The 25101-nt window shown below is 49.9% G+C and carries 23 protein-coding genes and 2 pseudogenes; 9 read left to right on the top strand and 16 right to left on the bottom strand.

Translation table 11 applies throughout. The features are described from left to right. Positions 1-5: 5 nt before the first annotated feature. A complete protein-coding gene (locus AC06G5_RS07175) occupies positions 6-842 on the bottom strand; it encodes a CvfB family protein (RefSeq protein WP_095944601.1) in 837 nt (278 codons plus the stop codon). A gap of 351 nt (positions 843-1193) precedes the next feature. On the opposite strand from AC06G5_RS07175, the gene AC06G5_RS07170 reads away from it, so the two are divergent. The 3 genes from AC06G5_RS07170 (at position 1194) to AC06G5_RS07160 (ending at position 3335) form a co-directional block, all read left to right on the top strand. After that, positions 1194-1382, top strand: coding sequence for a hypothetical protein (locus AC06G5_RS07170; protein WP_015096330.1), 189 nt, complete (start codon positions 1194-1196; stop codon positions 1380-1382). A gap of 198 nt (positions 1383-1580) precedes the next feature. Then, complete coding sequence (locus tag AC06G5_RS07165) at positions 1581-2450, top strand: DUF6279 family lipoprotein (protein ID WP_413427297.1); 870 nt, start codon at positions 1581-1583, stop codon at positions 2448-2450. 150 nt (positions 2451-2600) lie between these two features. After that, entirely contained in the window at positions 2601-3335 is a 735-nt protein-coding gene (locus AC06G5_RS07160; protein ID WP_413427298.1) for a DUF899 domain-containing protein, read from the top strand. Between the two features lie 59 nt (positions 3336-3394). Here AC06G5_RS07160 and AC06G5_RS07155 read toward each other — a convergent pair whose 3' ends face one another. Beyond that, a complete protein-coding gene (locus AC06G5_RS07155; RefSeq protein WP_008018231.1) occupies positions 3395-4735 on the bottom strand; it encodes a DEAD/DEAH box helicase in 1341 nt (446 codons plus the stop codon). Positions 4736-4926: 191 nt separating this feature from the next. Here AC06G5_RS07155 and AC06G5_RS07150 point away from each other — a divergent pair. Continuing rightward, positions 4927-5631 (top strand): annotated as a pseudogene (locus AC06G5_RS07150) (mechanosensitive ion channel domain-containing protein); the annotation flags it as partial. Positions 5632-6022: 391 nt separating this feature from the next. On the opposite strand, the gene AC06G5_RS07145 reads toward AC06G5_RS07150, so the two are convergent. The 5 genes from AC06G5_RS07145 to AC06G5_RS07125 form a co-directional block, all read right to left on the bottom strand. Then, positions 6023-6430 carry a hypothetical protein gene (locus AC06G5_RS07145; RefSeq protein WP_480459197.1) on the bottom strand — a complete coding sequence of 136 codons (408 nt, stop codon included), beginning with the start codon at positions 6428-6430 and terminating at the stop codon, positions 6023-6025. 30 nt (positions 6431-6460) lie between these two features. Continuing rightward, a complete protein-coding gene (locus AC06G5_RS07140) occupies positions 6461-8461 on the bottom strand; it encodes a site-specific integrase (protein ID WP_480459196.1) in 2001 nt (666 codons plus the stop codon). After that, the gene (locus AC06G5_RS07135) at positions 8458-10347 is read right to left on the bottom strand and encodes a hypothetical protein (RefSeq protein ID WP_480459195.1); all 1890 of its coding nucleotides are present in this window, start codon (positions 10345-10347) and stop codon (positions 8458-8460) included. Before AC06G5_RS07135 ends, AC06G5_RS07140 begins: the two co-directional genes overlap by 4 nt. Further along, positions 10313-11764 carry a site-specific integrase gene (locus AC06G5_RS07130; protein WP_480459194.1) on the bottom strand — a complete coding sequence of 484 codons (1452 nt, stop codon included), beginning with the start codon at positions 11762-11764 and terminating at the stop codon, positions 10313-10315. The genes AC06G5_RS07135 and AC06G5_RS07130 overlap by 35 nt, the downstream gene beginning before the upstream one ends. A gap of 1172 nt (positions 11765-12936) precedes the next feature. Then, positions 12937-13386 carry an antitoxin Xre-like helix-turn-helix domain-containing protein gene (locus AC06G5_RS07125; RefSeq protein ID WP_480459193.1) on the bottom strand — a complete coding sequence of 150 codons (450 nt, stop codon included), beginning with the start codon at positions 13384-13386 and terminating at the stop codon, positions 12937-12939. Positions 13387-13478: 92 nt separating this feature from the next. Between AC06G5_RS07125 and AC06G5_RS07120 the strand changes: the two are divergent. Then, positions 13479-13679, top strand: a pseudogene (locus AC06G5_RS07120) (NAD+ synthase); the annotation flags it as partial. 76 nt (positions 13680-13755) lie between these two features. Here the strand turns inward: AC06G5_RS07120 and AC06G5_RS07115 are convergent. The 6 genes from AC06G5_RS07115 to AC06G5_RS07090 form a co-directional block, all read right to left on the bottom strand. After that, entirely contained in the window at positions 13756-15450 is a 1695-nt protein-coding gene (locus AC06G5_RS07115; protein ID WP_480459192.1) for a DUF2326 domain-containing protein, read from the bottom strand. Next, a complete protein-coding gene (locus AC06G5_RS07110) occupies positions 15441-15614 on the bottom strand; it encodes an ABC-three component system middle component 6 (protein ID WP_480459861.1) in 174 nt (57 codons plus the stop codon). The genes AC06G5_RS07115 and AC06G5_RS07110 overlap by 10 nt, the downstream gene beginning before the upstream one ends. A 59-nt stretch (positions 15615-15673) precedes the next feature. Next, entirely contained in the window at positions 15674-16264 is a 591-nt protein-coding gene (locus tag AC06G5_RS07105; RefSeq protein WP_480459191.1) for a hypothetical protein, read from the bottom strand. Continuing rightward, a complete protein-coding gene (locus AC06G5_RS07100; protein ID WP_480459190.1) occupies positions 16261-16557 on the bottom strand; it encodes a hypothetical protein in 297 nt (98 codons plus the stop codon). Before AC06G5_RS07100 ends, AC06G5_RS07105 begins: the two co-directional genes overlap by 4 nt. A 320-nt stretch (positions 16558-16877) precedes the next feature. Further along, positions 16878-17423 carry a hypothetical protein gene (locus AC06G5_RS07095; RefSeq protein WP_480459189.1) on the bottom strand — a complete coding sequence of 182 codons (546 nt, stop codon included), beginning with the start codon at positions 17421-17423 and terminating at the stop codon, positions 16878-16880. Positions 17424-17435: 12 nt separating this feature from the next. Beyond that, positions 17436-17693: a hypothetical protein gene (locus AC06G5_RS07090; RefSeq protein ID WP_480459188.1), complete on the bottom strand. Its 258-nt coding sequence runs from the start codon at positions 17691-17693 to the stop codon at positions 17436-17438. A gap of 500 nt (positions 17694-18193) precedes the next feature. On the opposite strand from AC06G5_RS07090, the gene AC06G5_RS07085 reads away from it, so the two are divergent. The 3 genes from AC06G5_RS07085 (at position 18194) to AC06G5_RS07075 (ending at position 21873) form a co-directional block, all read left to right on the top strand. Next, on the top strand, positions 18194-19294 hold the full coding sequence (locus AC06G5_RS07085) for a DUF3800 domain-containing protein (protein WP_480459187.1): 1101 nt from the start codon (positions 18194-18196) through the stop codon (positions 19292-19294). Positions 19295-19592: 298 nt separating this feature from the next. After that, positions 19593-21134, top strand: coding sequence for an AAA family ATPase (locus AC06G5_RS07080; RefSeq protein ID WP_480459186.1), 1542 nt, complete (start codon positions 19593-19595; stop codon positions 21132-21134). A gap of 190 nt (positions 21135-21324) precedes the next feature. Next, positions 21325-21873, top strand: coding sequence for a hypothetical protein (locus AC06G5_RS07075; protein ID WP_480459185.1), 549 nt, complete (start codon positions 21325-21327; stop codon positions 21871-21873). A gap of 50 nt (positions 21874-21923) precedes the next feature. Here AC06G5_RS07075 and AC06G5_RS07070 read toward each other — a convergent pair whose 3' ends face one another. After that, positions 21924-22763 carry a hypothetical protein gene (locus AC06G5_RS07070; protein ID WP_480459184.1) on the bottom strand — a complete coding sequence of 280 codons (840 nt, stop codon included), beginning with the start codon at positions 22761-22763 and terminating at the stop codon, positions 21924-21926. A gap of 378 nt (positions 22764-23141) precedes the next feature. Here AC06G5_RS07070 and AC06G5_RS07065 point away from each other — a divergent pair, with 378 nt between their 5' ends. Beyond that, positions 23142-23561 (top strand): hypothetical protein, encoded by a 420-nt coding sequence (locus tag AC06G5_RS07065; protein ID WP_480459183.1) that lies wholly within the window; start codon positions 23142-23144, stop codon positions 23559-23561. 421 nt (positions 23562-23982) lie between these two features. Here the strand turns inward: AC06G5_RS07065 and map are convergent, their stop codons facing one another. Beyond that, positions 23983-24777, bottom strand: coding sequence for a type I methionyl aminopeptidase (gene map / locus AC06G5_RS07060; RefSeq protein WP_480459182.1), 795 nt, complete (start codon positions 24775-24777; stop codon positions 23983-23985). Further along, on the bottom strand, positions 24777-25040 hold the full coding sequence (locus AC06G5_RS07055) for a ParD-like family protein (protein WP_480459181.1): 264 nt from the start codon (positions 25038-25040) through the stop codon (positions 24777-24779). The genes map and AC06G5_RS07055 overlap by 1 nt, the downstream gene beginning before the upstream one ends. Positions 25041-25101 lie beyond the last annotated feature (61 nt).

Genomic DNA, 25101 nt, shown 5'->3' with positions numbered 1-25101 from the left:
GAACATCAACTGAGTTCGATGCGATCGGCATGAATGACGATCTGGCCATTCTTGTACAAGGCACCAATGGCCTTCTTGAAGTTGCCCTTGCTGACACCGAACAGGCTGCTGATCAACGCCGGATCGCTCTTGTCGCTGACCGCCAGGGAACCGTTGTTTTCGCGCAACTTGGCGAGGATCTTCGAGTTCAGGCTGGTGGCCGCTTCCTGACCGACCGGCTGCAGGCTCAGGCTGATCTTGCCGTCGGCGCGAACTTCCTTGATGAAGCCCTTTTCTTCTTTACCGGCGCGCATGAACTTGAAGATTTCGTTCTTGTGGATCAGGCCCCAATGCTTGTTGTTGATGATGGCCTTGAAACCCATGTCCGTGGCTTCGGCTACCAGCAAATCCACTTCCTGGCCTGCGGTGTAGTTGGCCGGGGTCTTGTCCAGGTAGCGGTCCAGGCGCGCGGTCGCGGTGATGCGACGGGTGTGCTTGTCGAGATAGACGTGCACCACCACATACTCGCCCGCGGTCATCTGGCGCTTCTCTTCGGAGAACGGCAGCAACAGGTCTTTCGGCAACCCCCAATCCAGGAATACGCCGATGCTGTTGACTTCAACAACTTTCAAACTGGCGAACTCGCCGACTTGAACTTTCGGCTTTTCAGTAGTTGCGATGAGTTTGTCATCGCTGTCCAGATAAATAAAAACGTTGAGCCAGTCTTCATCTTCGCTAGGAATATCTTTTGGGATATAACGATTAGGCAGAAGGATTTCGCCATCCGCGCCACCGTCCAGATATAAACCGAAGTTAGTGTGTTTAACCACTTGCAAACTGTTGTAACGCCCGACTAAAGCCATGTCCAATACCCTCATTGCGTGGGCGGCATTCTACTCGGTTTTGAGCGCTGCGTTCGGTACGCGGCCCGGTGGCGCGCGAAAATCCTCTGGAGGCCCTGATTTTTCCGGGTTTTCATCGCAAACCTGGCCGCTCGTCAGACCGATCCGGGCATTTACGCCATGCCATGGCAAGCGTAACGCGGTATTTTTTCAGGCAATGTTCTTAGTTAAAACAGCGGCTTAGACACCTGCTTCGAATATCGGCCAATGATTAATTACCCCGACCTCAGGATTATTGCGAGGGGATATTTGCCAAGCAATTACCCGGTGATTCCTGTACGATGCCTGGCCAAGTTAATTTTCTACAGGTTAATGGCCGCCATGCGCGTAAAAGCATCCACCAGCAAAGCAAAGCCAGCTCCAGCCGTCGAAACCAGCGAATCGATCAACAGCCAGATCGCTGCGTTCCTCAAGTCCGGCGGTGAAATCCAGCAAATTGCCAAAGGCGTCAGCGGCCAGACATTCGGCCCGTCCAAGCAGATCACCCTGGGCAAAAAGTAATCCCCCCGCTTCACCTGGTCCCAAAGCGCTTTGAACTTCGAAGCGCTTGGACTGGAACCCTCGTTTCTCCCCGCGACACTCCATCAAATCCTGTGAATATCGACGAGCGACAGCAGTTGCCCGGCTGAACTGCCAGGCTCATCCTGGGTTCACATAAGAATCAGACCCCCGAAGACTGGCTATCGCAAGGATTCGCCCATGTCCCGCTGGTTCAAACACATTGCCGTTGTGCTGACCATCGCCCTCACCCTCGGCGCGTGCAGCCGCATAGGCCTGGCCTACCGCAACCTCGACGTGATCATCCCGTGGACGCTCAGCGACTACCTGGACATGAACGGCGAGCAAAAAAGCTGGCTGAACGTACGCCTGAAGGAACACCTGAGCTGGCACTGCACCACCCAATTGCCCGGCTACCTCGACTGGCTGGACCGCCTGCAAACCATGATCGCGACCAACCAGATCACCGATGCTGCCTTGCGGGCCCGCGCCCGTGAAGCCGAACAGGCGATCGCCGAGACCGCGCGGGAAATCACCCCATCGGCCATCGAGTTGCTGCAGGGGCTGGATGACAAGCAAGTCGCCGAGATGAATGAAGCCTTCGCCAAGGACCAGCGCAAGCACCAGGAGGAATACCTCAAGCCCTCCCTCGACCTGCAGATCAAGGAGCGTGGCGAACGCATGGAAAAGCGCCTGAGCGACTGGCTCGGGCCACTCAACAGCACCCAGCAACAGCGAGTCACCAGCTGGTCGAACGCCCTGGGCGACCAGAACTCCCAGTGGATTGCCAACCGTGTGCATTGGCAGAAACAGTTCAGTGCGGCGGTCGCGCAACGCCAGAGCCCGCAATTCCCACAACGAATCGAAACGCTACTGGTCAATCGTGAGCGATTGTGGACCCCCGCCTATCGTCAGGCCTTTGCCAACACCGAGGCCCAGGCGCGCTCGCTGTTCGTGGACCTCATGGCTGAAAGCACGCCAAGCCAGCGCGAACGTCTGTTGAAGAAAATAGAGGGCGTGAGGAAGGACTTCAGCGATCTGAAGTGCTTGAAAGCAGCGAAACAAGGCTAAGTGCTACACAAATCCCATGTGGGAGCGAGCCTGTCTCAATACCTGTAGCTGGCTCTTACTCACGACCGACCGGCGGTATGTCGAATTCCACACAAGCCAAACGACTAGGCTGTGTAGGTCACCTCCCAGCCCCACGCAGGAGAACACAGCATGAACATCCAGAATCACCCCGTCGTGTCGCGGGAAGAATGGCTCGTCGCCCGTAAACAGCACCTGGTCCGCGAGAAAGCCTTCACCAGGGACCGGGACAAACTCAGCGCCGAACGCCGCGCCCTGCCCTGGGTGAAAATCGGCAAGGACTACCGCTTCCAGGGCCCCAACGGCGAACTGAAACTGGCGGACCTGTTCGGCGGCCGCAGTCAGTTGGTCATCTATCACTTCATGTTCGCCGAGGGCTGGGACGAGGGCTGCCCCGGTTGCTCGTTCCTTAGCGACCACATCGACGGCGCCAACCAGCACCTGGCCCACCACGATATTGCAGTGGTGGCGGTTTCCCACGCACCGCTCGCTGAATTCCAGGCGTTCAAGCGGCGCATGGGCTGGAGGTTCGATTGGGTGTCGTCAGCAGGATGCGATTTCAACTACGACTTTGGCGTCTGTGCCCGAGCCGAAGACGTCGCCGCCGGAAAGGCCACGTACAACTACGAAAAAACCGACGGCTCCGAGGAAGAACTCCCCGGCCTCAGCGTGTTTTATCGCAATGACGCCGGGGAAATTTTCCATACCTACTCCACCTATGCCCGGGGCCTGGACTTGCTGGTCGGCGCCTACAACTACCTCGACCTGACGCCCAAGGGCCGCAATGAGGACGAAATCATGGAGTGGGTGCGGCATCATGACAAATATGAGGAACAGGAGAAGTCGAGCTGCTGCCACGGCGGATAATCATCAGACATAAAAAACCCGGACACTGTCCGGGTTTTTCTTAAGTCACCTGCAACGACTTACTCGGCCGCCGGCGCTTCCGGCTTGCGGCGCTTGAGCGGGGCCATGCCGTCCTTGCTGACCAGGGAATCGCTCTTCGGCCGGTTGGCGCTCTTGCGCTTGGTCGGAGTCTTGGCGGCAGTTTTCTTCTTGTCGCCCTTGGCGTCGGTCTTTTTCTTCTTCACGCCGACGGCCTTGCCCGAGGCCTTGACCTTTTTCGGTCCGCCGTAGGTGCCTTTGACTTCCTTGATGGTACGACGCTCGAAGCTCTGCTTGAGGTAGCGCTCGATGCTCGACATCAGGTTCCAGTCGCCGTGGCAGATCAGCGAGATGGCCAGGCCATCGTTGCCGGCGCGGCCGGTACGACCGATGCGGTGCACGTATTCGTCGCCGCTGCGAGGCATGTCGAAGTTGATCACCAGGTCCAGACCGTCCACGTCCAGGCCACGAGCGGCGACGTCGGTGGCCACGAGAATTTTCACGCCACCCTGCTTCAGGCGGTCGATCGCCAGTTTGCGATCCTTCTGGTCTTTCTCGCCGTGCAGCACGAACGCTTTGTATTCCTGCGCCACCAGGCGGCCGTAGATGCGGTCGGCCATGGCGCGGGTGTTGGTGAAGACGATGGCCTTCTGGTAGGTCTCATTGGCCAGCAGCCAATTGACGATCTGTTCTTTGTGCTGGTTGTGGTCAGCGGTGATGATTTGCTGGCGAGTGGTGTCGTTCAGCTGGCTGACCGCGTTGAGTTGCAGGTGCTCAGGGTTGTTCAGGACCTTGGCAATCATCTCGCGCAGGCCGGAACCGCCAGTGGTGGCGGAGAACAGCATGGTCTGCTGACGATTCGGGCATTCGTCCACCAGGCGTTGCACGTCTTCGGCAAAGCCCATGTCGAGCATGCGGTCGGCTTCGTCGAGCACCAGGACTTCGACTTCCTTGAGGTCGAGGTTGCCGGCGTTCAACTGCTCGATCATCCGGCCCGGTGTACCGATCAGGATGTCCGGCACCTTGCGCAGCATCGCGGCCTGGACCTTGAAGTCTTCGCCGCCGGTGATCAGGCCGGACTTGATGAAGGTGAACTGCGAGAAGCGCTCAACTTCCTTCAGGGTCTGCTGGGCCAGTTCGCGGGTCGGCAGCAGGATCAGGGTCTTGATGCTGACGCGGATTTTCGCCGGGCCGATCAGACGGTTGAGGATGGGCAAAACGAATGCAGCGGTTTTGCCGCTACCGGTTTGCGCCGTCACCCGCAGGTCACGCCCCTGGAGCGCCAGCGGAATGGCCGCGGCTTGCACAGGCGTTGGCTCGACAAATTTCAGCTCGGCCACGGCTTTGAGCAGGCGTTCGTGCAGGGCGAATTGGGAAAACACGGGTGCTACCTCGAAGAAATGCAAAAAAACAGCTGCATAGGGTAACGGTTTCGAGCGCTCAGGCCGAGTTTCTTTATACAAATGGCGGTAAAGAGTTGGTTTTTTGTTGCCTGATTTTGCCCCAAACGTAATACAAAGCGTCTTAAATGCTCTAATCGCCCCTCGCGCTCTACAGAAGAATCGTTTCAACCATGGATATCAAACAGCTCTGGATCAACGTCCAAGACCTTTGGGGCGCCCTCGACCAGCACCCGCTCGTGCACTCCAGCCTGTCGCTGCTGTTGCTTTTGGCACTGGCGCTGTTCCTCGGACGGGTGGCGCGTTACCTCATTTTGCACGCGACCAAAATGCTCGGCCGCCAGCCGGCGTTGCACTGGGTCAATGATTTCCTGCAGAACAAGGTGTTCCATCGCCTGGCGCAGATCACGCCTTCGGTTGTGATCCAGTTCGGGCTCAATCTGGTGCCGGACCTGAGCAAAACCAGTCTGAAATTCCTGGGCAACGTGGCGCTGTCCTTCACCTTGCTGTTTCTGCTGTTGGCGGTCAGCGCCCTGCTCAATGCCCTGCTGGACATCTACGCCCGCACCGAACATGCCCGCACCCGCTCGATCAAAGGCTATGTGCAACTGGCGAAAATGGTGTTGTACGTGTTTGGCGCGATCATCATCGTCGCCACACTGATCGACCGCTCGCCGCTGTTGCTGCTGTCGGGTCTGGGTGCCATGTCGGCGGTGATTCTGTTGGTCTACAAGGACACCCTGCTGTCGTTCGTCGCCAGCGTGCAGTTGACCAGCAACGACATGCTGCGGGTCGGCGACTGGATCGAGATGCCCCAGGTGGGCGCCGATGGCGATGTGGTGGACATCACCTTGCACACGGTCAAGGTGCAAAACTACGCGTGAGCTCCCTCGGTTTAGCTGATCTCGTGAGCTCATCACAAATAGACAGACACATACTCTGGCAGTCTTATCCAACACAGGGAAGAAGCGTCCAGCGCAACAAATATCAGTAGAGAGCACAAAGGAGAGCAAGTGATGACAACAGTTTTTAGTACGACATTAAGATGCCGTTTGCAAAGTGCAGAGAAATACCGCAGCTAGTCACCAAAATTCATAAATCGGATGAGCATCCTATTCACAGTCTTTGCGCGTGGGCGGCGCGAATTTTTTTGTGGATCATGAAACTGAAACGCACGGGGCCAATGACTCGAACAGCCGATTGTGATGATGCCTAACATGCTTTTTACCTTGCTTGTAGAAAGCCGCTGCATTATCAAACTGTTGGCGATTAGCCTCCGGGGCGTGCAGGTGGCTTTATCTGTACAACCTTTTTCAATTTGCGAAGTTCCTGCATGGCTTCGTCCCAAGCAATCAGAGCCATGAACTGCCTTGCGAGAGCCTCCTTATACTTTGACTTGTAACTGTCAGCAGTAGCCCTAGCCTTTGCAGCTTTTGTCTGTGCCTGCTCAATCTTCTGGGTGCCAGGAGTGATTCGCTCCTGTTGTTCCTTGGCACGAAACTGAATCTCTTCAATGAGCGGTGCGAAGATAGGGCGGTCTTTCTTGATGCTGGTGGCACTTCTTCCAGCCTCAATAGCCACAGCTTTCATAGTAATTCTGCTGTCTTTGGCTAAAAGTCGGTTCAGCGCATCGTAATACCGCTTAAGGGTATCGGATTCTTCGTTATCGATGGCCATGGATGATCCTGTTAAAAGTTATTTATTGATTTAAGACGCCTTAGCAATAAGTCTATTTCGTAGTTCAATGAAGTCCTCAAGATTCTGCTTTTCCGCCTTATATTCCATGCTAGCCGGATCAAGCTCCGCAAGGTCGAACTCCATGATCGCAAGCGTATCGTTCAGTACAGAATCCTTTCCTATCAAGTGTCGGCAACCAGGGCAAGTAAAGAAGTTACCGTGTGCGCGTTTATCACATGGCGTTGGAGATGCACAGCCACCTAAAGGCGTTTCGGTGTGTGCAATCAGGCCTTGTGAAGCTAACGAAACTGTTTCCTCTACGGCGCGGCTCACCCAAACTGAGCTTGAGCGTTGACTCATAATTTCGGAGCCCTTAATGCCAAAAAGTTTATCCGTAGAATGAAGCACCTCGCGGATGAACATCGCTCCATCTGCTTCAAACTTAGCTTTCCTGAGCTCCTCAGCCAGTTCTGGGTTGATGAGTTTGAAGTAGTAATTGTCAGCAGAGCAACCTTTTGTGTAATAAAGACTCATCACCTTAGTCAAGTGCCCCAAAAGACGCTTCAATGATGGAAGAGTGATGAGCCCAGTTTGGGCGCAAAAAACAGCCATAGTTCGACGGAATTGATGGGAAGTTATCCTCCAAGGCATACCAATTTTGAAGCGTGGATCTGCACGCCAGTTCCTCAGTGGATCCACAGTCTCGAGCTCTTGTATATCATCCTCGGTAATGTTAATCGGCTCGAGAAGATGCTCTACACTGGTCTGCTTAATTTTGTTCCTCGATGGCTTCGTAGTAGCCACAGGATGAACGGCTGTTGAAATTAACAGATAATTTTCTGAGTTATTTATGTAGGGATTAAGAATTTCCCTTATTTTACTCAAGGCGTCGACTGGCTTCAGGATTGCGTCAGTCGTAATCCACTGCCTGGGCTTTGCTGCGCTATAGAGCTTAGTTGTGATTCCGGCGACGTAAAGCGCATCATTATTCCACCCTCTTACGGGCTCTAAGCAGTCCACTTTCAAGCTTTTCACTTCGTGATCACGCATTAATGTGAATAAGTGAATTAGATTTTTTGCACAGTGTGACACCTTGGTCAGGAATCCAAGAACGTGGGGAGCACTTCGCCAGTTATATTTGCCACTCATTTCCCTTAGCCCATTCTCCCTAATGGCATCTTGGAAGCTGATAGGGTTGTCCAAGTGTGCAGCCAACTGCGTCGCATTCGCTTTGCTTCCCCTGCACTCTGGATTTTTATGAGTATCTTTATGCTTACCGTATAGGGGGTTGTCAGCGGAGCGATCAAGAAAATCGGAAATATTATTGAAGCACATCAAAAAATCATTAATATATGACTGATACTGTTCGTACTTAAACAAAAGGATACGACTAGGAATTATCGGAAATTGCTGACCTTCGCTCCTAATTTTTTTTGCAGCTTTTTGCATGTAAGGAAAAACCAACCCATCCAACGGAAAGCCCCTCTCATCACTACTCATCCCATTCAAAGTCCTTACGAGAGCAACTAGCGCCCTATTTTTAGACTGGTGTTCAATCGAAACTTGGAAAGCTTTGAATTTATCGACCGAGCTGAACAGCTCTTCGAGCCTCCATTTACGAAGAGCGCAAAATTCTGCCATATTCAGTAGAACTTGACGAGTTACATGCATTGAAGGTATACGCAAGGCGACTCCCGTTTTCGAATTGGGAGAGAACATCTTCATAAGGAATAATTTCTTGCACACCTCTGCATTATGGGAGTTAAAGTCGCAATCCTTGTAAAAAGGTAGAAAAGAAAAGTAAGGGTTATCAGTGACGTTAAAGGCGAACGCAGGCAGGAACCATTCATCATCCACAAAGCGGGAGATTGGTTTACCCTCCTTGGAACGAGAAATGACCGTCTGGGGGCCCACGCGCGCAAATGACATGCCGTAATACACATCAGTACTAAAGTATTCACTCTTCGTGGGACACGCATTGAGCTCGTAGTCATTGAATATGAAATTTGAGTTTTGATTAACCTTTTTCATCTGATCACCTTCAACTTAAGCAAACGTCCATACAACGTCTCCCAATACGGGGAAAGCTTGAACTCACCCTCAACCTCGCTTCTAATTCTTTCTACTACCGCTGTCATCTCTGGCCGCAATTCAATAAGATCCGCCATGATGAGGTCTATCCGTTCAATCGCTTTGCCGTGCAGAGCTTGAAATTGATCGAGATCAGTACAGGATGACAAGCGTTCGGCTGTCACATAGCGCATGCTTAGCATTTTATGAACAGAAACCTCATCCGCATGCAGCCTAAACTCATTACAAAAAATGCAGCCGACGAAATTCCGGCAATTGGGTTCATACTGATCCGGAGGATCCTCAGCATTAGACGGCTGTTCACCGGAGCAACCACCACTAGGCGTTTCAACCTTCAATCTCTGCTCGAGAATTGATAACACAAAATTTAATGTAGTAGAAATTTCATCAATTGCTTGTTTCTCTTCGGCCTGCGCGTAGTGCTTCAGAACTGTATCGCCACTGTTCTGCATGACGGCAGCGACCACACCTACGGTAAAATTCTTAGAGAGCAAGTAAACCGACTTATATTTCCGCAGATCTTTGTATGTGAGCCCTACATATTTCGGATCAAGAAACCTTTTCACCTGGTCATTAAAATGGGTTATGGCGTTAGGTCTTATAGGCTTATTGTAAAGCTTGTTCTTGGTGTAGTTAACGAACAGGTAATCGGAGCGCCCGTCTCCGCACAGAAACCGTCGAAGCATAAGAAATTTCTTAAATTGCTTGAGAAAGGTCTTTTTAATCTCAAAATTTTGTTCCATTTCTCCTGCACGGTACTTGATCACTACGAACCCCACGCTTTCGCTGGTTGAAGTTTCGTAGTTCTCTGACCAGCCCATGTTCCTAAGCTGAGCTTCATTAAGGCCCGCGTTTGCTACAAATAGAGAAATGAATGCATCATGTGCAATTTTAGCTATCCAAAGACGCTTTGGATGGCGCAGATCAGCATTTGATTGCTCGAGTAGCTTATGAGCTTTGTTGAGGTGCCAGATTAGCGGTCGACTAGGGCTAATCGATTTAGCCGAGGCGTTGGCAAGAGAGCTAACCTCTCCAAGGTGGTAATCCCAAATGGTTCCGTTATTTATCTTGGGTCTGGACTGAACAATATCGGGAGTGGTTATTGCGTATGCTGCAGGCAATACGAGTGCTTCTGTTTCCATATAGGAAATTCGATGAGGAAACGGCAGCCCCTTTAGCACAAAATCGGTAAGACCATCGAACAAGTATTGACAAGGCGTCAGATGATTGACCATATCCTGTTGCGACGGAGTTGCAGTTGGTTCACTGCAGAATCCCTTATTGGAAATAATTGGCAAGTCGCTTAAAAAATTTACGGACGTTGCGGGAAAAAATAGCGAGCCACTATGTACAGCTTGGGACTGCAGACGGTTGGCAGTAAACACCGCTATGCCACCATCTTTTCCCATGGCTGCGGTGAGATGTTGAGTATATGCGTCTATGGCACGCTTGTATGTATCAGCATCCTGTAAAAAATCTATGTAGTAATTAGAATCACACCAATTGACAAAAGTTACCAGTTCAAACGCACTAACATAGATCGAGTGTGGGCTAGCGCCCAAGTAAAATCTGGAGATACTTTCAACACACCATGATCGAAGAGGCTCGCATCGCTCATGTCTGAGGGAGGATGACTGTACCGGCTTTGGGATTTTTTTAATTTCATCTCGTATGGCATAGCAAAGGCAGCCGAGATCTATTCTACGATTGTCTACAAAATGTAAAACTACACCTTCTATCGGCTGCGACGCTATCAAATCTGAGAATTGCTCAAACGTATGATTTTCCAAGCTAACTACATACGTTTCCCGCTCGCGACTCATCATGTTTCGATATTTCCGTATGAATAAGCTCTTCAAGGTGGGTTTCGAATTCGGACTGGGCCTGGGCAAGGTGCGGGTGATCCTCTCTATATCTGAGATACCCCAATGTCACATTCACGTCTTCGTGATTCAACCTGCTTCTGAGTTTTTCCAACAATTGAAGTTGATTCATTTTTCCGTCCTTTACTTGATTCATGTAATCCTCCAGAAGATTCATGCCGAAAGTAGCTCTTAAATCGTGAAACTGGTAGCTGAAGTACGCATCAGCCTCCTTGAGTTTTTCTTTTACCCTCTGAGCGAACTGTCTTATTGCCGAGCCCTTTTCGGCGCTAAAATCAAAAAGAGATTGATCAGCTTCGGCGACATAGTATGGCCATCCAGTTCTAGTTAAAAACACGTATTGGCTGGCGTCATCCGTTATCGGCGACAAGGCAGACCTGGTCTTGTGACGCTCTGAATTTACATAGACATGAAGCACACGGTGAACCCAAGCAGGCATTAATACCACTTGCGCCTTACTATTTTTGGCTTCGACTAATGTTCCTTCTCCTATTTCAATGGGATACAGGGCATATTTATTAGGATCAGCATCCGATCCAACATTACATAAAATAGAACTATGACGAAGGGTCAGAGCTGACTGTATTCTTAACCCTGTTGTGAGACTAACAATATGCACCAATAGCATCTCAACATTTTTTAGCTCGGCAAGTACACCCAGAAGTATCTTCTGATTCTCGCGGGCGATAGGATATAGCTTTCCACCATCTCGAATAAATCGCCCGGTCGAAATAGAATCTTTATTTTTAAACGACAAGTCTGTTGATTTAACCTCCCTGACTTGCATCACTCCATATTTATCGGTATATCGCCTTTGCTTTATTTGCTCTTGCCACATTTCCGCTTCAGGCCTAAAACCGCGATAGACGAGCTTCCACGTATAAAGGCCGACGCAGTTAGTAATTTTCCTATTAGCTGTCTTTCGTTTTATTTTGCCTTTGGCAATTTCTAGCTTGAGTTCTGACTTGTAGAAATAGGTCGGGCGCTCAGATTTAGGGCCGCGAAAGATGTTGTAATCTTTTTCGCCATTTCCAAGCTTGTTCATCATGTCGCATAGATCGCCAGCAGCATTGGAGGCAGTTGAGTCCTTATCCCCCTTCGTAGACCAACACCAGAAAAGATACAGGCAGCCCTCCAGCCACAAGGCTCCGTCCGGTTGAACGATCACATAAAGCCGAGGTGCTGACGGAGGTTGCAGGCGCATGGGCCTAATCGGATATCCCCTAGATTTACTATTACATCCCTCCTGATTGACAAGCCACTCGGTAGCTTCTTCTTCGCCACAGGGCTCCCACAGTTGTACATTTTTCAAAATTACCTTGTGATAGAGGCATTTTGGTACTGCCTTCACATCAGACATAGCACCCCCTCAGACTAGGCAAAATCCGATGTCATAAATAACCAAATTTGCTTAAGCGATTTGCAGCTTAGACTTAGCCACACATAATCTTGCAGCAATACGCCGTAGCCGATACATTTCTAAGCTATCTTTCCAAAGCATCACACGAGGATGCTTATGGCACTATAAGCGCCATAAGAACAAATAAGTCAAAAGTTCAAAATACTTAGCTGAATCAAAAAATCGACAAAGCCTAGTTTTCTACTTAGTCGAAAACCTACCTACCGAATAACAGCATAGATACCCTAGAATTTAGTGCAACCACTGACATATATCGAACAGGGCACTTTAAACACATTATCACTTATGTTTCTTTCTTGCCCTCTGATTGGCTTGGCACACACCTATGGATTTGCGATTAAGGCTGACTGCTAATAATTCTTGAACATCGGAACTGGTACGTCAACTGACACAGCTCACGATTTAATCGATGAAGCCTGTAAAATGGCCAAGTTATGCCGAATAGGCAATCTGTCAATATATAGATAATTCCTATCCGTTTGAAAAACCTTGGAATTTTTTTATGGGACTTTAACAGAACAACAAAAATAACATGGGAGACGAGTAATTTTTCTTCAAGTGATTCATGATCAAACAGCTCGGCGCCGGCCTTCGTTATGCTTCTCAAGCAAAAAATGCTCCAGGAGCATACATCGGTGTGGGGTGTTATCTAGTGGGCAATAGCTCTTGAAGTCGAAGCCCTCCATGGCGAGCGCCCGAAGAATTCAGATACGAATCCATTATCAAGAGCTCACTGACAGATAGCGGCGACACAAAAGTTCAGGACATTTTTCTGCTCATCATCGAAGATGTCTCTCATAATTCGAGCACTGAGAGAACGGCATGAAACGACTCTGGCGGCACGTTGGATGGTTCTGGAGAGACAAAAGCCTATGTCGGAGCAGCCCCAGGAGAGAGCATTCATCAGTGCGCTCAATGGCCTCAAAACTCTTCGCGTCACGCGTGAGGGCGGCATGTCCATAGATCCCGATGAAATACGCGAGCAAGTAATTGCGAGTCGTCATGCGCTTAAGCATTTCGTACGAAAGCCGTAGGCATCTTCCCTCTGACCATTTCCTGCTGGGTGGTCTATCACAGAGGTTCTGCAACAGGTCTACGGCACCTGGAGCAATTCACAAGGCTACGCCATGCTCCAAACGCCCCATCAAATCCAAAAAAGCTTCTGCTTCGACTCTCGTGCCGAGCATGGCTAAAGGCGGTTTAAAACCAAGTCCTCGAATAGGCATGGTCATCCAGCTGCTGACCTCTTTTTTATCTCCCTCAAAGAGATCATTGGCGGCATGGAGAACCTTGGTCAGTGAATATAGGCGATCACTCTCCGCGCTAGTGAAGCGTCCCGCCTTCGCTCTGCGTGTCAGCATGGAGGGGGATATGCCGACGCTCCTACTGAGCAGCCTCATGTCGATTTCAACCTGGTTTGCCAGCTGACTCAGGAACGTGAAAGGAAGTCCTTCACGAATACGCCCATAAAGGCCAAGGCCCCGGTCAGGTATTCCTAGACTTGACCACTTGCCAACGGGGGAAACCGCGCTGGGTAGGTACTCTTCAATGAATGGCAGCATCAGCAGTCTCCAATATCCGAGCGCGCCTTCGGAGCCAAGGTCATCACATCCATTGATTGGCGAAGAAGCAAATCGTCTCTTTCTGAGTCTTTGAGGAAATCAGGACGTACATTGAGCACGACTTGTCGGCTGATGCCATCACCGAAAAGGGCTTCGACAAGGAGGTTGTGCGGAAGGTGAGTCCCTTGGTTGACTTGAACGAGTATACGCGGCGCCACGCGGCGGTGGGCCCACGTGTGACCGAGCGTGGCTTTGGTCGTGACCGTCGCTACCCAATCACTTCAGGCCGGTGACTGATAGCTTAGCCAGTTGATTGAGTGTACTAGGGGCGCCGTTGCGCCCCTTTCTTCTTCGCCTGGTGCGGTCTGGCTAGAGCTTGAAGAACTTTACGTCCTTAGTGAGACGGAGAACGGTATTTTCTTCTAGGAACTTTTTGTCGAAGCCATCTAGTTTGTCATTTAATATGGCTACAACAGTCTGAATGTTCTTCTCGTTGGCGAAGTTGAATAGCTTGGTCAACTTGTCTTCATCGACAACCTCTAGATAGTCTTGGACGGTAAAGGCTGGTAGTTTGGATTTAAATTTATTCAAAAAATATACATAGGCCATGTCGAATGCCATGGCTGCAGCCCTGGGAACACCGTCGCCAGTATTAAGCTCTTCATTGATAATTTTAAAGTCTGCCTTGCCTTTCTGGTCGGCTGAAACCACAAGTTCGTTGTGATGAGTAACGAATAATCTTTTTGTGATTTCGGTATAGGCCTCGTTGAATACATCGAGCTTTGAATTTAGGTCTGAGTAGTGGACTGCGATACTCCGCTTCACGCCTTCGGCGGTACTTTCTAAATCCTTAATTCTCTTGCGAGAGTCCTCTACCTCGCTTATGACATAAGCAAGCCTGCCTCGAGCTTCTCGCAAATCTTGCATCTGCTTCTCAACCAAAATCAACCCGCTGACGTGGCTATCTCTGGAAAGGTCTTTTACTTTACTCTTTTCCTCAACCAGAAGTCGCCCTAAACTTAATCTTAAGCTGTCGAGCTCGTCTGCTGTCTCTGCGGACATCTCCTCAACATAAGCAGCCTTGCGGCTCATTATTGAATTATGGAATTCGATTGTTTCCTCTAGGGTTCTACTTAGATTTGGTACTAATGATTTAGCCTCGTTGTAGAGAGAGGTGATCTCCCCTACGTTTACCTCTACCAGGCTATTTTTGTATCGCTCAATTGTTTTGTTGTTGTAGTAAAGCTTTGTTTCCAAGCTGACAATACGTGATGTTAACGCGGCCACGCTTCTTCGAGACTCGCGGAGCTCTGCAATAGCATAGCTTTGAGATTCAAAGATGTCATATTCATCTTCTTTGATTTGCAAGTCGGATATTTTTGAATCGATTTCATAAAGCTCTTCCTGACGGTTGTCGAGAGGAAGGCCGCCAAGCAATGTCCTGATACGATTGTCTTCTAGTTGTATTTGGTGTTCAATTAAATTAACCTGGCGAACGGAGTCAATAAACTCAAAGTCAAAAAGATAAGCGTAGATCAGGTCGTAATCATTGTCGCTTGTGTAGGTGTGTAAGTATTCCAGTGTGTTGTTGCTGGTGGCTCTATTGGTTCGGAAAAACTTGCTTCGAATTGAGTTAAACTTAGGTTGCTCTCTCGTATATCCAAACAGGCGTGGCAATTCGCGAGTGAAAGATGCGCCGCTCTTATGTACCACACCATCGATAGTGCTAATGGCTGTGATGCTTTCGCGATTTTTTCCCATTTTTCTCGAGAGCACTCGAGTGATGGTGTGAGTGATTGAGGAAATTTTTAGAGTTAGTTCGAACTTTACATCGCCCTTCGTTAGGAACTCTTTAACTTTTTCGTTAACCTTGTTGTTGTCGGGGTCTTTCCAGAGTGGCTCAGACTTTCCACCCAAGCAAAATGCCAAGGCTCGAAGCGACGTACTTTTGCCAATCTGGTTGCCAGTCTCCCCCAGGTTCGTAACTATGTTCAGACCTTCCTTGAAGGTTATGGTACGTATTTCTTCGCTTCCATCAAACACAGATAATCTAATTAGTTGCATAAAGAAATATCACCTTGTTTCGTGAGCCCTACACATCCAGTTATGTAGAGCCAGTCGAGCGCGTACAGAATGTAAGCAAACGAAACGCGCTCAAATCTTTCTTGATACTTTTCGAAAAGTGCTAGTGGGCTCATGGCGCCGAACTCACTAGAATTTAGAACCATCAGTACCCGCCCGCCAATAATGTAAAGACTCTTGAGTGGGGAGCTGGTATTCTGAATGATCATTGAGGAGGCTCCAATATCTTGCAGTGAATGAAGCCATAGCAAACTATCAGCTGCCTGGCCCAATCAACTAGCTCAGATGGAACGCCATGGAAGCCAGTCTTAATGTCAACTATAAGCTCGGCGACTTTTAAAATAAGTTCGTCTGAGCCTATCCTGATTATATTCAATTTTTGCTCAGGACTAACCGGTCGCTCCGCCTGGCGCATGAATAACTCGCGCCTAGCGGTTTTGTATTTTTGATGTATGGCGAAAAGAAATCTTTTTTGTGCGCCAGGGTCTTCATCATCGATAGTCGAAATAAGGTTTTCAATAAGCTCCATATAACCTACGTTGTCGACGATGATTTCTGCATACACAGAGACCCCGTTGTACTCGATTTTTTCGTCGACCTCAGGGTAGTCCACCTCTAGGTCTGGGATTTCATCATACGGGGTATGAGTCGACACGATCTTAATTAGCAGCGGATTGAGCAAGGATGAGATAGCGGCAGTAGTTGCTGCTATCGTAACAGGCCCACTTCCGGTGCTGACTACTGTTAATCCGCCGTTCGATGCCGTGGCTTCAATATCTGGCGTTAAGAGGCTCATTTCTTATGTACAGTAACGTTGCCACGACCCGTGGAGACAACTGTAGTGGAGCTGTTATCTGATGATGCGGAAATTGTCGGTTTTTTGCGGAGCGCTTGCAGTGCTACTAATAAAACAAAGCAGAATACACAACTTCCAAGGGAGTATAAGAACAGCTTGTAGATGGATTCGCCTGGCAAGCCTTTGAGTAATTCAGACTTGAACCAACCGGCGTACATTGAGTAAAACATGGCAGCTCCGACGGCTGCGAATGTTCCCCCTGCGCCTACGACAACCTTCAAGAAGCCGAACATTCCTTTCTCCATGGCAGTTGGTCACTCGGCAGTGAGTGCCAGCAGCGTGATATTACAGATTTCGCATAATGCTCCACAAGGGCGCTCTGGCTGGACACCTGCGTTTTGGTGGAGTATCTGAGGCCCGAGGGGACAAGTTTTGCAAACTCATCGATAGGGAGCTAGGTGCTCGGTGCCGATGCCTTATGTAGGACTGAATCCAAAGCTCTCCAGGGACGAGGTGGCTCGCACCAAGGTCACTCGGTAGCTGCGCCAAGGGAACGGTTCCGGGGCGAGGTGGGACTCACGAGAACGCTCTGCCGAGATCCTGCAGTACTGAGTTAATTGGGTGCTAGCAATCGACGACCGGCTTTATCAAGATGGAGGACATTATTAGCCACAAAAAAATTTAGGATCACAGTAGAGACATACTTCCAGTTTTCAGCCACGTCCTCACGGAAGAAACCAGCACCATGCATTTGCCATTCTGCACTGGCCCGAGCGACTGAAATAAATTCTGTTGAGCACGTCGCAGGGAGGTGGATGTCACCGAAGTCAACGCCAGGGTTTTGATACAGCAGGCCTTGTACTAATCCGATTATCAGTCCGGCATCTGTTGCAGCCTGTTCACAAGTAAGTGAGGCAAGATACTTTGAGAGCAAACTGCTTAAGAATTGCAAAGATGAGTCGCTGAATGCGGATCCAAGCGAGGCGAAATCTACGTATGCAGGGCGGCCCAGATCTTTGGTTGAGAAGAGTGATTGGTAAATTAGCAGTTGATGCTTTGAAGGTTCACCTGTCAGATATTTTTCGTTGCACTGCAGTTGTGCCGCACCCAGAATTAATGAGGCCTGTGTCCGACTTAGTGCGTTTTTGCGGATGAACATTTTACACAACTGTCATGCAATGTCTTTGGAGGCTTCTTCGGTGAATTCCATCTCCGCATTCATAAATCCTCTAAGCGCTATGAAGTCGTCTAGGCATAGTGTAGTCGGGTCGAACCCGGTGACTGTCAGGTATGCATCATAAATTTCAAGGGTTTGATTCCATTGGTCATCTTGTTCTCCGCTACCAAGATTGGGCTCCAGGAACTCTCTGACCGAGTCTGGATTAAGAGTACAGAATCCTCGTAACTGAATTTGGCCCAAAGTAACCATGGCTGCTACCTGCGGTTTAACAAAAACTTGAGTTTAGGTTGCAGATGGTTTGCGGCCAGGAGTTCAGATTAGCTATCTAAAAGCGACGTCACTCATAATGACCCCTTTTGGGGTCATTAACCCGCGAAACGTTCGCTAATGTCCCGTTTTGGGGACATTACGGAATGTCCGTCGTTGTCGTGGATGGTTATGTCATTTCGTCGACCTTCGATCCGTGTAGGTGCGACCGTGCCAGGGAACCCGGATGTGGAAGCTGACCAGGTGGCCGTGTTTTCGCCCATAACGTGTATAGGGAACCCAACTCCGCATCATCTTCCCACCCTAAACCCGAGCCGGATCAAGCGCCACGCTACCTAGTCACCGGGCTCCGGGTAAGCAGCTTGTATGGTTGACTGCGGCTACCTTGCCGGCACGCTCTGATGCGGCTCCTCCATGGCCTTATTTCCCTTCCTCCGGCTTTGGCCTGATACTCGGCGTAGGTCATAAATCAGGGCGGCGAAATGGCGACAATCTACTTCGACGAGTCGGGCAACACCGGGCGGCAGCTGGCCGACCTTGATCAGCCATTGTTCATCCTTGGCTCATGTGATTTCAGCGCGGAAGAGTGTGAGCAGCTCCTGCGCCCGCTGCGCTCCAGGCAGGCCCCTGAAATCCACTTCAAAAAGCTTCGTAAGTCTGGGCGAGGGCAAGATCGGATCATTGAGCTATTCCAGTCTGACTTGGTGACGCCTGAGCGCTTCAAGGCACAGGTATTTCACAAGCGATTCATGCTGTTGACCAAGGTGATCGATGACCTCCTGGAGCCGCTGCTTTACTCCCACTTCGACTTCAACCTCTATGAGAACGGCCAGAACATCGCTCTGAGCAACATGCTCTTCGCTTGCCTTCCCCTCGCAGTGGGGGATGCTTGCTTCGATCAATTCCTCTCCGTCTACTACGACATGTGCGGCGAGAAGAGCGAGGAAGCAATCACGGCGTTCTACGAGCATTTGGAAGTGATGAAAGAAGCTGCCGCACAGAGCACGCTGCCGATGGAGTGGGAGCTCGAAGTGCTGTCGATGACCTCGGTGATTGTCCGGGACGCCCTCGAAGATTTGCCCAAGAGTACCTTCAACCCTGCGATCCCGGCTTTCTTTTCGCTGTGTGTTGAGTGGGGAAGGCAGCACGCCCGGTTCGACGCAATATGCGATGACTCGGAGCCACTGGAGCGGCAGGCCGATTTTTTCACGGCAATCGCCGAGCTCGAAGAACAGGCTGAAGAGCAACAAGTGATTGGTTTCGGAAACGCCCAGATTGAGTTGCCCCTGAGGCTGAATACGTTGGCCTTCAGTGCCTCACACGATTCTGATGGTATCCAGCTTACCGACGTGCTTACGAGTGCGCTCTCGTACTACTACACCAAGCGGCAGAAGGGCGAAACCAATGATGAGTTCTTCATGAAGCTGGATGGCCTGGGCTGTCTGCATGAATTCGTTAGCGGCTGTGTTTGGCCCACGACAGATGTCACCGCAGAGGCGCTTGGGAGGGCCGGTGACGAGGGTGGCCACAACCCTGCGAATGCCTTCACTGATTTTATAATGGAGCGGAACAGGCAAGTTTAAGGCACCTAGCGCCCAATGCGGCTATTGCATCTTTCTCAGCGCTGGGGCGACCTCTCGCCCTGGCACGTGGTGCAGCGTGTTAATGGCTGACTTGGAAGGCCCCGAAGCGTTAAGCCTAAAGCCACGTATCGGCCCAGCCTAATTTTGTTGTGAAGCGATCTTTTGCCCATAGCCCTAAAGATCCAGAGCGTCATGGAAAAGTCTCCTGGCTCACTCGATAGTCTCCGAGATTTGTGATAGGTATAGCAAATCGCCACGTAACCTTTTAGCCAGTACTAAGTCAATACTGGGAGAGCCGATGAAGTACAGGGAAAGTAATCTAGATAAAAAATTACGAAAGTGGTTCGGCAAGGACAATACCAAAGCCCTTCTTCGAAGCATTCAAATAACAAAGGGTGGCATTCGCGGGCTAACATCATTCAAGGTAAATCTCGACTATCCGATCACCGCGTTTGCCGGAGTCAATGGATCCGGAAAGTCAACTATGTTGGCGCTGGCGGCCTGCGCTTATCACAATAGGACGGAGGGCTTTAAACTTCCGAAGCGCACTAGAAGCTATTACACATTTTCCGATTTTTTTGTGCAGCATTCAGAAGAAATTGCTCCTCCCGGAGTAGAAATTTGGTACGGCATCGCTCATAACAATTGGAAAAGCAGGCCTGAGGGACTTGGATGGCAAGTACGAAAAAAGAAGGCCGGCGGGAAGTGGAACGACTACGACACCAGGGTTAACCGGACTGTGGTTTTTTTGGGTATCGAACGTATTGTTCCTCATGCTGAACGCAGTCAGTCACGGTCTTACTCTCGGGCCTTCAAAGATTTGAGAGTTCATGGTTGGGAGGAAAAGGTAAAGGATGCGGTTGGTTATGTCCTTGGTAAGCGATACGATGATTACAGGCAATTAGAATACAGAAAGTACGGACTCCCAATTGTTAAGGTTGGCGATGTAGTCTACTCTGGCTTTAACATGGGTGCAGGTGAAAACGCGTTATTTGATATATTTTCCACGATTTATGCATCCGGCGAAGGCGCCTTATTAGTTCTCGATGAAATTGAACTTGGCCTCCATGCAAAGGCTCAAAGACTATTTATTGAGCGCCTGAAAGAAGTTTGCATGAGTACAGGAACTCAAGTTGTATGCACAACACATTCAAAGCAAATATTTCAATGCCTTCCTGACGATGCTAGGTTTTTTATTGAGACGAATGGAGGCAAGACGAAGATAACCCCTGGAGTTTCAGCGGAGTTTGCGTTCTCAAAAATGGGTGCAATTGGCGAAAAAGAACTCGAGTTATTTGTTGAAGACCCAGTCGCAAAAGTAATGATCGAAACCGTATTGGATGGAAACACCCGCAGCAGAGTCAATGTCACTCGCATAGGCTCCGCTGCGGCAGTGGCTCGCCAGTTGGCAGCCAACTATCTAAGAAATGAGCACGCGAACATATTGGCTGTATACGACGCTGATCAGAGAAAGCTCCAAGCTAAAAACATTGAACATGCCAAAAACATGGCGGAGCGAAAAGATGATGAGATCACCAATTGGTTACTTGCACGAACAAGCTACCTCCCAGGTGATACATGGCCTGAAGCTTGGCTTTTGCAAAAGTGCAGCGAAATACCTCTGGAGCTAGGCGTTGAACTAGGTGTTGACTCTGCGCGCGCATCTGCAATTGTCGAATATGCGTTGCAAGCAGGCAAGCATGAGGAATTCACCGAAGTTGGTGAGCAAGTAAACCTAGATCCAGAACGATGCCTCATACTGGTGTGCGGTATTGTATATAAAAATTTTCCTGACGAATTCGAAGAGTTGAAAAATACGATCTCACTTATGCTGCCTTGAAATACTGAGTCCAAGATCCACCAGGTTTGGCTCTGGCAAGAGGCGATTGGAGACAGGCAGTGAAATACAGTTGATTAGCACAATCCAAGCTACCATCAGTTTACCGCTAGCCTACTGGCAAAGCGAATGTAGCAAGCCTGTGGAATAAAAAACGCAGAACGTGCGCCTACACGGCGTTAGGGAGAAAAAGATGCCGAACGCTTGGTCGAAGTCCCCCGAGATTATCGGTGCCTGGATTGTTATGGTAATCGGTTTGTTTTTTATACCAATGTTCTTCCTCCCCGTGTTCCTCTTTGGATGGATAATGTGGGGTTGGGCCTCGCCGGCAGCGATATACTCTTTTATCTACGACAGTGGCCACATGACAATTGCGGGAGTGGGCCTGCTGCTGCTCTTAATATGGACAGAGGGCTTCAAGGCCTCCCTAGAAGAAGCACCGCTTCTGGCCAAGCTCAATGCAACTGGCTCTACTACAGGATGGTTCTCGCGCTATTACCTTCACAGGAACAGGAAACTCATTGAGGCCTATCGAGATATTGATGATTTCGAGCAATATCTGATGCAGCAGAATCCAGACCTTTATCGGCATCACACTCAAATGCTGTCGTTTTTTCCTGCCTGGCTAGAGCAGCATGTTAGCGGCCACTATCGTAGCGGGCATGTTCGTCATACCCGCAATGGCCCAGTGAGCGTGAGGTCACATTATGTCAGAGACCACACTAGATCAAAGCATCATTAACCCCATGATGATGAAAAAGGTCGACCCCTTCTGAGTCGGGGAACTTTGAATTATTGTTTCTTACTTTTTTTCTTCGCAGCTTTGGCAATAATTTTAACTGCTTCTGCTGCCGCCTTTTTTAAATCTGGAAGGTTTTCGATTGATTCCAGATATCCTGGGAAAGCTTTTCTATCAGAATGATAATCAGGAGCCCCTAAGAAAGGTTTTCTAGCGGCCTTGTAACGCTTTTGCATCCAAACATATTTTTCAAGAACGCTAGGATTGGGATGCTTCAATCCGCGCTTTATCAGTCTTGATAAATTCGCTAAGTAATCTGGATAGAAGTCGAATTCCCCAACTACTGTTCCGGCCACCGTGTTCGATGAAAAATAATCGAAATACCAAAGCCCATCATCTTTATCCCGTCTGAGGAATTTTTTTATTGCTTTCAGCACATCAGCAGAAGGCTTTTTCAAAGCATGATTGAACACATCTGGATCAAGGATCACGCGAGGCGATTGAGCGATCTTTGACTCCAGTTGATGGGCGCGGATCATGGCTGGGCCTACAACAACCTTGTCCGTGTGCAGAAGATCACCGTAGGTTAGGCCGCCACGAATCAGATAGCCCTGAGCAGCGACTCTCACCACTATCAAACTAAGTTTATTTACAATTTCAAATAACGTCTCCGGCCTTTCGAATTTATAGGAAATTACCAAGCAGTCTGAAAACTGGGTTGCATGAAAGTCAGCCGCTCTACCATAACTTGCTGTCTCTGCCGTATCGGCCAGCGCATCAATTAATTTATCCAGCGATTTAGAATCCGAAACAGTGGAATTAACAATTTCACTAAAGCCCAAAAAGTCAATAAACAGTGTTAGCCGCTTTTCATATTTAGTTGTTTTTGCCATTTTTCCTCCTTGTAACATTACGGAAAGATCCGTGTTCAAAACTTATGTCTACTAACGTTCGCGAGTACTACGTGATCGAAAGTTTACCAAGCCTCGCTTTGTGGTCACGTGAACTGGCCAAGCTGCCGTTCAATTGGACGCTTGGGGGCGATCACTACACGTGGCATCTGTAAAAGCAAGTTGCTCACTCGAAGGGCACGATCCACGCAACGCTAGCTTGGCCAGGCCGAAACCCTATGACCGTGCTCACGGGGCCGTTAGCTGAGGTACCAGGCGCGACAGATCCAGTCACGCCATCTTCAACCAGTAGCCCGTCAAAGAGGCCATTTCAGGCGCAGTAGCTACAATGACGGATCTGAACCCAGCGAGCGCCAGTCAATGCCTCAGTCACCTTACGAACTGCACAAAGACATTTTGCTCGACGATACCTACTCAACAGCGCGCAGACTCCAGGATTTCGTTCTCCATCAGTATGAGAGCGAACGGTATCCGTTTGATGCCAACCAGTGTATCGGTGGCTTTGACAACCGGCACCTTCAGATTTACTCCAGCCTAGAGGAGTGGTTTCGGAGCCATGGCCCGGATCCGGTTTTCAAAGAGATCGCTGAGATCATCAGTGTGAGGCGCCTTAAAGAGGCTCTGGAAAATCTCGAAGAGCTCGACCGTCTTCGAGCGATGAAACCTGAGACATACCCCGCCGAGATTGGCGAGTCGCCAGTAGATGCCCATAAGTCTGCTGTGGAAAGGTGCGAGTGGTTTCACCGGCGATATGTCGCCCAGGGAACTCTGGAAGAGTAAAAATCCTGGCCACCTCCGTCACGGTGCGGTGGAACGATTCGAGCCGGCCATTCCAGGAGGAAAGAGCTTCGAACTGCTGCATCTGTACTTCAATACATCAGCCACAATCAGGATGCCCTACGCGCGGCTGTGTAGGAGCTCGCAAAATGGGTGGGCGAGCGTGGTGCTGTAGATGTCGTCGAGAATGTCCAAGGTGCGCTCGAAGCCCTCGATGACAACATCGTCGCGATCCAAAGTGGGATCGCTGAGTTAGTCGCAGCAAGTATTCGCCCTGGGTGAATGCAGTTGCTTAAGCGCCTTAACCAATTACACACCCATTCACACCCATTCAACCTGATTGGCTGGATGACAACATCGATACATCTTTTTGATATGCACCATGACAGCCTGATAGTGGTTTCTGATCAATGAAACAGAATGGCTACTGAACGATGGCGGGATATTCCTCGGTACTGTCAGGCCAAGGCGTCAAAATCTTAAAGCCATCGTCAGTAACTGCCACCATATGCTCCCACTGAGCAGACAGGGATTGATCCCTGGTGACCACTGTCCAGCCGTCGGCCAGGGTTTTCACATGGCGTTTACCCATGTTCAGCATGGGCTCGATGGTGAAAATCATCCCAGCTTCCAGCTTCCGGCCTTGGCCTGGATAACCGTAATGAAGGATCTGCGGCTCGTCGTGGTAGATCTTGCCGATACCGTGACCGCAGTATTCGCGTACCACACTGAATCCGTTCTTTTCTGCGACCGTCTGAATGGCATGACCAATATCGCCCAGCGTAGCGCCGGGGCGCACGACTCGAATGCCAGCGCACATGGCTTCATAGGTTGTCTTGACCAGACGCCGAGCTTGCGCGCTGGGCTCGCCAACAAAATACATGCGACTGGTATCGCCATACCAGCCATCTTTGATCACAGCAATGTCGATATTCAGAATGTCGCCATCCTTCAGAGCTGTAGCCGAAGGGATGCCATGACAGACGACATGGTTGACCGATGTACACACGGTTTTAGGGAAGCCGTGATAGCCGACATTGCCCGGAATGGCCTTTTGCACGTTGATGATGTAATCGTGACAAAGCCGATCCAGTTCGTCGGTGGTGACCCCCGCTTTCACATGGGGAGTAATCATCGCCAGCACCTCGGCAGCCAGAGTACCGGCAATAAGTGACTGGGCAATTTCTGACTGGGTATTAATAGGGACATTCGCTTTCATTATTCGGCCCTGGATGTGGCATGAGCCTGAGCGCTTTGCGGACTGTCCGCGAGTACACAGAGCTGTTTCAAATCGAGGCCTCCAGTCAATTCCGCACGAATCATCATCCGGCAGATGTCGCTGTGATCCAGGTTAGGATGCAGCTCCGCAAGCATCCCGATTCGCATCCAGTGCTCGGCCTGAGCATTGATCGAACGATTTAGCGCAGCGCTGGCGACACGCAGATGCTCATGCATGTCTTCTGAAATTTTTACGATGCCCATCGTCCTGCCTAATATGAAATGCATATGAATCGTATACTAGCCAATTCTGATGCGGTATCGC

It is taken from the genome of Pseudomonas sp. WT-JTC, assembly GCF_056711565.1.
The sequence above is the reverse complement of the archived record's forward strand: the minus strand, read 5'-3'. Positions and strand labels throughout refer to the sequence as shown.

Bases quoted from the DNA above. Each gene is read 5' to 3' on its own strand.
- AC06G5_RS07170 (WP_015096330.1), top strand. From the start codon at position 1,194: ATGGCCGCCATGCGCGTAAAAGCATCCACCAGCAAAGCAAAGCCAGCT.
- AC06G5_RS07140 (WP_480459196.1), bottom strand. From the start codon at position 8,461: ATGAAAAAGGTTAATCAAAACTCAAATTTCATATTCAATGACTACGAG.
- AC06G5_RS07090 (WP_480459188.1), bottom strand. From the start codon at position 17,693: ATGGTTACTTTGGGCCAAATTCAGTTACGAGGATTCTGTACTCTTAAT.
- AC06G5_RS07075 (WP_480459185.1), top strand. From the start codon at position 21,325: ATGCCGAACGCTTGGTCGAAGTCCCCCGAGATTATCGGTGCCTGGATT.
- AC06G5_RS07115 (WP_480459192.1), bottom strand. From the start codon at position 15,450: ATGCAACTAATTAGATTATCTGTGTTTGATGGAAGCGAAGAAATACGT.
- AC06G5_RS07110 (WP_480459861.1), bottom strand. From the start codon at position 15,614: ATGGTTCTAAATTCTAGTGAGTTCGGCGCCATGAGCCCACTAGCACTT.
- AC06G5_RS07145 (WP_480459197.1), bottom strand. From the start codon at position 6,430: ATGGCCATCGATAACGAAGAATCCGATACCCTTAAGCGGTATTACGAT.
- AC06G5_RS07070 (WP_480459184.1), bottom strand. From the start codon at position 22,763: ATGGCAAAAACAACTAAATATGAAAAGCGGCTAACACTGTTTATTGAC.
- AC06G5_RS07165 (WP_413427297.1), top strand. From the start codon at position 1,581: ATGTCCCGCTGGTTCAAACACATTGCCGTTGTGCTGACCATCGCCCTC.
- AC06G5_RS07175 (WP_095944601.1), bottom strand. From the start codon at position 842: ATGGCTTTAGTCGGGCGTTACAACAGTTTGCAAGTGGTTAAACACACT.
- AC06G5_RS07160 (WP_413427298.1), top strand. From the start codon at position 2,601: ATGAACATCCAGAATCACCCCGTCGTGTCGCGGGAAGAATGGCTCGTC.
- AC06G5_RS07100 (WP_480459190.1), bottom strand. From the start codon at position 16,557: ATGTTCGGCTTCTTGAAGGTTGTCGTAGGCGCAGGGGGAACATTCGCA.
- AC06G5_RS07135 (WP_480459195.1), bottom strand. From the start codon at position 10,347: ATGATGAGTCGCGAGCGGGAAACGTATGTAGTTAGCTTGGAAAATCAT.
- AC06G5_RS07105 (WP_480459191.1), bottom strand. From the start codon at position 16,264: ATGAGCCTCTTAACGCCAGATATTGAAGCCACGGCATCGAACGGCGGA.
- AC06G5_RS07085 (WP_480459187.1), top strand. From the start codon at position 18,194: ATGGCGACAATCTACTTCGACGAGTCGGGCAACACCGGGCGGCAGCTG.
- AC06G5_RS07130 (WP_480459194.1), bottom strand. From the start codon at position 11,764: ATGTCTGATGTGAAGGCAGTACCAAAATGCCTCTATCACAAGGTAATT.
- AC06G5_RS07065 (WP_480459183.1), top strand. From the start codon at position 23,142: ATGCCTCAGTCACCTTACGAACTGCACAAAGACATTTTGCTCGACGAT.
- AC06G5_RS07125 (WP_480459193.1), bottom strand. From the start codon at position 13,386: ATGCTGCCATTCATTGAAGAGTACCTACCCAGCGCGGTTTCCCCCGTT.
- map (WP_480459182.1), bottom strand. From the start codon at position 24,777: ATGAAAGCGAATGTCCCTATTAATACCCAGTCAGAAATTGCCCAGTCA.
- AC06G5_RS07055 (WP_480459181.1), bottom strand. From the start codon at position 25,040: ATGGGCATCGTAAAAATTTCAGAAGACATGCATGAGCATCTGCGTGTC.
- AC06G5_RS07095 (WP_480459189.1), bottom strand. From the start codon at position 17,423: ATGTTCATCCGCAAAAACGCACTAAGTCGGACACAGGCCTCATTAATT.
- AC06G5_RS07080 (WP_480459186.1), top strand. From the start codon at position 19,593: ATGAAGTACAGGGAAAGTAATCTAGATAAAAAATTACGAAAGTGGTTC.